Source organism: Haloactinopolyspora sp. (assembly GCF_027324685.1).
GTDB lineage: Bacteria > Actinomycetota > Actinomycetes > Jiangellales > Jiangellaceae > Haloactinopolyspora.
This window is the reverse complement of the sequence record NZ_DAHVSH010000198.1, coordinates 1-5,363: the sequence shown is the minus strand read 5'-3', so window position 1 is coordinate 5,363 and position 5,363 is coordinate 1. Positions and strand designations below refer to the sequence as shown.

5 protein-coding genes are annotated in these 5,363 nt (G+C 69.5%); 1 reads left to right on the top strand and 4 read right to left on the bottom strand.

All coding sequences use genetic code 11. The features are described 5' to 3' along the window. Positions 1-58 precede the first annotated feature (58 nt). Complete coding sequence (locus tag M6444_RS21220; RefSeq protein ID WP_298332042.1) at positions 59-577, top strand: VOC family protein; 519 nt, start codon at positions 59-61, stop codon at positions 575-577. Positions 578-628: 51 nt separating this feature from the next. Here the strand turns inward: M6444_RS21220 and M6444_RS21215 are convergent, their stop codons facing one another. The 4 genes from M6444_RS21215 to M6444_RS21200 all read right to left on the bottom strand — a co-directional run. Beyond that, complete coding sequence (locus M6444_RS21215) at positions 629-1,186, bottom strand: TIGR03086 family metal-binding protein (RefSeq protein WP_298332039.1); 558 nt, start codon at positions 1,184-1,186, stop codon at positions 629-631. Further along, positions 1,183-3,411, bottom strand: coding sequence for an MMPL family transporter (locus M6444_RS21210; protein ID WP_298332037.1), 2,229 nt, complete (start codon positions 3,409-3,411; stop codon positions 1,183-1,185). Before M6444_RS21210 ends, M6444_RS21215 begins: the two co-directional genes overlap by 4 nt. Before the next feature lie 133 nt (positions 3,412-3,544). Next, positions 3,545-4,228 (bottom strand): response regulator transcription factor, encoded by a 684-nt coding sequence (locus tag M6444_RS21205; RefSeq protein ID WP_363326457.1) that lies wholly within the window; start codon positions 4,226-4,228, stop codon positions 3,545-3,547. 18 nt (positions 4,229-4,246) lie between these two features. Continuing rightward, positions 4,247-5,363, bottom strand: a 1,117-nt coding sequence (locus M6444_RS21200; RefSeq protein ID WP_298332034.1) for a sensor histidine kinase, incomplete at its 5' end; no start/stop codon positions are given.

The window sequence follows — 5,363 nt, the reverse complement described above, 5'->3', positions numbered from 1 at the left end:
GCAACCGTGTCGCGATTCTCCAAGCCACGCCGTGCCCTGCGTGTTTAGCGTGACACGTATGAACGAGAACACGAGGGAATCGAGTCTGGCGGCCCACGGTATCCACACCACGCACGGTGTCCCGAAGGGCAGTACGAGTCTGACACCGTTCATCGCGGTGCCGAACGCTCGCCAAGCGGTGGACTTCTACGGGGACGTGTTCGGCGCGAGCATCGTGGACGTCACCGAGGTCGACGGTGTCGTCGTGCACGCTGTCCTCGATTTCGGCCAGGGACAGTTGCAGGTCGGCGAACCCGTGCCCGCGTACCACCTCGTCCCACCACCGGAAGGCGAGGACGACTGCTACTCCCTGGGCTACTACTGCGCTGATGTCGACGCGGTGACGTCGAAGGCCGAGGCTGCCGGTGCGACCATTCGCGAACCGCTGGCCACGTTCGTCTCCGGCGACCGGTTCGCCAGCATCCGCGATCCGTTCGGGGTGCGGTGGACCATCATGACGCGAGTCGAGGATCTGTCGCCGGAGGAAAGCGCCCGCCGCGTCGCGGAATGGGCCCGCGAGCAGTCGTCAGGTTCGTGAGACACCGATAGCGCCGCCGCACCGTCCGACGTCAGCGGACACCTGGCCGGGTCACTCCGGCCGCCGGCCGAGGAATGCCAGCAGTTGGGCCTGTTCATCGGCGTGCTCGGGCGCCTGCACCTCCGGTCCGAACCAGCCGGGACCGCGCAGTGCGTCGCCGAAGGCCACGGCGTCGGCGTGGACCCGGCGAACCTCGTCCGGATCGATGCGGTCGGGGAGCCCGGCGGCCCGCGCGAGGTCCCAGCCGTGCACGGCCAGGTCGAAGCAGAGGAACGCGTCCACACCCTGGGCGAATGTCGTCGTGCCCATCACGCCGTCGTACTCCGCAGCAGCGATCGCCGGGTCGTCGAGCCCGGCCTGAACGGCGGCGCGGGCAGTACCGAAGGCACCGGCCGCGTCGTCGTCGACGGACGGCGCATCCTGCGGGAGAGATCGGCCGACGAGTTCGAGGAACGTGACGTGGCTGTCGATGACGTGCTGGACGACGTCGCGGGCCGTCCACCCGTCGCACGGTGACGGGCTCGACCACCGCTCGGGCGCCACGGCGGCGACGCGGCCGGCGAAGTCGGCGGCGAGTTTCGCGTAGCGATGTGAGATCTGTTCGTTCATCCCGACAGGCTCCCACGGCCGTCCGCGTGGCCACCCTGGCAACACACCTGGCAACACAAAGTGGCCCGCCCCACCCACAGCAGCGGGCGGGGCGGGCAACGAGGCAGGCTCAGCGCGAACGCATCGCTTCGGGCTCGGGAGCCGACTGAGACGCCACGGTCCGCCGTCTCCGCCAGCGCGACCCGCGCGTGCAGCCGCTGAAGCGGACCCGGCAGCCACCAGTTCCACCGGCCCAGCAGCGTCATGGTCGCGGGCACCAGCAGCATCCGAACGATCGTCGCGTCGATCGCGATCGCGAGCACCAGGCCGAGCCCGATCGCCTTGATCGGAGCGAACCCGCCGAACACGAAGCCGGCGAACACGACCCCGATGACCAGCGCAGCTGCCGTGACGATGCCACCGGTGCGTTGCAGGCCCTCGGCGACAGCCGCCTGCGGGTCCGCGCCGGCGAGCCATCGTTCCCGGATCCGCGACAGTAGGAACACCTCGTAGTCCACCGACAAGCCGAAGGCGATCGCACCCACCAGCACCGGAACCGTCAGGTGCACGTAACCCAGGCCTTCGGTGCCGATGAGCCCGGCGAGATGCCCGCTCTGGAACACCCAGACGACGATGCCGAGCGCAGCGCCGATGCTGAGCAAGTTCGACAGCACGGCCTTGACCGGCAGCAGCACCGAACCGGTGAAGGCGAACAGCAGGAGCATGGTGCCGGCCACGATGATCGCCGCAGCCCATGGAACCCGCTCGGTGAGCATGTCACGGTAGTCGACCATCTGCGCAGCGCTGCCGGTCACCTCGATGTCGAACGACGTCGGCAGGTCCCGGATCGCCAGCACCGTGTCGCGGGCTGCGGCGTCGTCGGCCGAGCTGAGCGGATCGGCGTACAGCGCGGTCAGGCCGGAGCCGAGGTCGTCCACCTCGACCGCACCGATCGCCGGTAGCCCGCTGATCTGCTCACTGAGGCGAGCGATTCCCGGGTCGTCGGCCGGTGCCTGCGCCACTACCTCGATGTCACCGGTCCACTCCACTTCGCTGGGGAAGTGGGTGACGAGCTCGTCCCACATCTGCCGGGTGGCGGTGGACGTCGGAAGCATTCGTGGGTCGCCCTGCGAGATGTGCATGCCGAACACGGGAGCGGCCACCGCCACCAAGGCCGCACCGGTGGTGACCAAGGTGACCACCGGGCGGCGCTGCACCACACGAGCGACCCGGGCGAACACCCCAGCCCCGGTGTCGGCCTTCGCCGGCGAGATCCGCCGGCCGAGCAGGGCGAGCAGCGCGGGCAGCAACGTCAACGCGGCGGCCATGTCCACCAGCACGACGGCGGCACCAGCCAGGCCCATCGAGCGCAGGAACGGGTCGGGGAAGACGACGAGTCCGGCCAGCGCGACAGCCACGGTCAATCCGGAGAACATCACCGTGCGTCCGGCGGATGCGGTGGTCCGGGCGATCGCACCGGGAACGTCAAGCGACGTGCGCCGCTCCTCCCGGAACCGGTTGACCATCAGCAGGGCGTAGTCGACGGCGAGGCCGACGGCCAGCATGGTGGTGATCTGGATCGCGTAGACCGACACGTCGGTGATGGCGCTGAAGGCGTAGAGCACTCCGAAGGTCGCTCCGACGCCGACTCCGGCGATCAGCAGCGGCAGCCCGGCGGCGATCAGCCCGCCGAAGACCACCAGCAACAGGATCAGCACCACCGGCATGCTGAGCATCTCCGCCCGAGCGACGTCCTCTTGGGCCTGGGTGTTGAACTCGGCACCGGACAGCGGCCCGCCGGCCACCGTCACCGACGGCGCGTCGATGGCGTTGAGTTCGTCGGCGGCAGCCTCGGCGGCGGCGTCTTCGTCGTCGTACTCGGGATCGAGGGTGACCTCGATCAGCAAGGCCTCGTTCGTCTCGGCGGACGGCAGAGCTTCGGACACCTCGGCGATGCCGGGCACGGCCCGGGTCCGGTCGAGCGCGTCTGCCACGCTGCGCTGCACGGCGGGATCGTCGACCGGCATGCCGGAGACGATGGCGGTCAGTGTCTCGGCGGTCGGCTCGACCTCGTCGATGCGTTGCGCCGCGTCGTCGGACTCGCTGCCGAGCACCGTGCCGACGTCGGCGACGAGGCGATCGAACACGCCGATGCCGATGCCGAAGCCGGCCGCCACGACGGCCAGCCACGTCACGATGACGATGACGGGCCGCCGCACGGAGAAGCCGGAGATCGTGCGGATCATGACAGCCTCCTTGCGGATCAGAAGAGGAGAACCTGTAACTGGACAGCTGCCATGGTGGTCTGCGGCACCACGTCGGCGGATCGCCGCGAAGAGCGGAGTTGTGCGCCGCTCCTGAGAGCGGTCGGGGTCACTCTCAGGAGTGACCCGGCGGCGCGGTGTCGCCGGGTTGGACCAGGCCGGACTCGTAGGCCAAGACCACCGCCTGCACCCGGTCACGGACGCCGAGTTTGGCGAGCAAACTGCTCACATGTGTCTTCACGGTGTGTTCGGTGACGTAGAGCTGCGCGGCGATCTCGCTGTTTGACAGCCCGCGCGCGACGTGGCGCAGGGTGTCGGTCTCGCGAGCGGTGAGCCGGGTCAACCGGGCGTCGGATCCGGAGCGGTCGACCGATCGGGCACCACGCTCGACGACGTCGGCGATCAGCCGCCGGGTCACCGTCGGGGCCAGCAGCGACTCCCCGGCCGCGACCACCCGAACCGCGGAGACGAGTTCGTCGCGGCGCATGTCCTTGAGCAGGAACCCGCTCGCCCCGGCGCGCAGGGCGTCGTAGACGTACTCGTCGAGGTCGAACGTCGTCAGGACGAGCACCTTGGCGGCGGTGTCGCGGCAGATCACCGAGGTGGCTTCGATGCCGTCGACGTTGGGCATCCGGATGTCCATCAGCACGACGTCCGGCCGCAGCTCGCCGGCAGCCTGGACGGCCTGCGCACCGTCGCTGACCTCGCCCACGACGCTCAGGTCGGGCTGGGCGTTGAGGATCATCGCGAAGCCACCGCGGACGAGTTCCTGATCGTCGGCGATCAGGATGCGGATCATCTGGTCGGCGGGCACGCCTTACTGTAAAGGCAACCAGGCGGTGATACGGAAGCCCGTTCCGTCGGGATTGGCACCGATGTCGAGCTTCCCGCCCAGTGCCGCCACCCGCTCGCGCATCCCGGTGAGGCCGTGCCCGCCCGGCTCGGCGTCGGTGGCGAGCCCGCGGCCGTCGTCGCTGACGGTGACCTCCAGCGCGTCGTCCTGCCAGTCCAGCGTCACGTGAACCGTCTGCGCATGCGCGTGCTTGACGGTGTTGGTGAGCGACTCCTGGACGATCCGGTACACCGTCGCCGCGAAATCGGGCGGAACCGCGGCCCGCTGGCCGTGTTCCTCCAGCGTGACGGCCAGTCCGCTGTCGCGCGCGTGCTCCACCAGCGTGGTCAGGCCGTCGAGGCCGGGCGCGGGTAGCCGCTCGGCCTCCCCGGCGCGCAGAACGCCGAGCGTGCGGCGCAACTGGGCCAGCGATTCGCGGGCGGTGGCGGAGATGGTGTCGAACATCTGCGCCGCTTTGTCCGGGTCGCTGCGCACCGCGACGGGTCCGGCTTCGGCCTGGACCACCACCAGCCCCATCGAGTGGGCCAGGATGTCGTGCATCTCGCGCGCGATGCGCTGACGTTCTCTCGTTGCGGCAGCTTCATGCTGCTCGGTCAGGCGCCGCGCTCGTTCTTCGAGCATCTCGATCCGGTCGCGTCGAGCTCGCACGGAGGTGCCCAGCGCATACGCCATGCCGAACGTGATACCGATCATGCCCAGGTTGAGGACGTCTTCGGCCGGGATCAGGATCGACAGGGAGACGCCCAGGATCGTCCCGGCGACCGCGATCAACCGGAGCAGCGGCGGGCACAGCGCGGCGAACGTGTACGTCGCCACCAGTTGTGCGGCTGGAATGTTGCCCAGCATGTCCACGATCGCCAGCCACGTCGTGCTGATGCCGGTGATGAAGGTGACCAGGAACGGGTAACGGCGCCGCCACAGCAACGGTGCCGCATTGACCGTCGCCAGCAGCGGGACCGCCCAGCTCAGCCTCCCCTCGATACCGATCTGGCCGACGATGTAAGCGGCGCACAGCACGGCGATGGCGGCATCCACTGCGTGTGGTGGCAGCTCGCGGACCCACTGCGCGACCCGCTGCGCC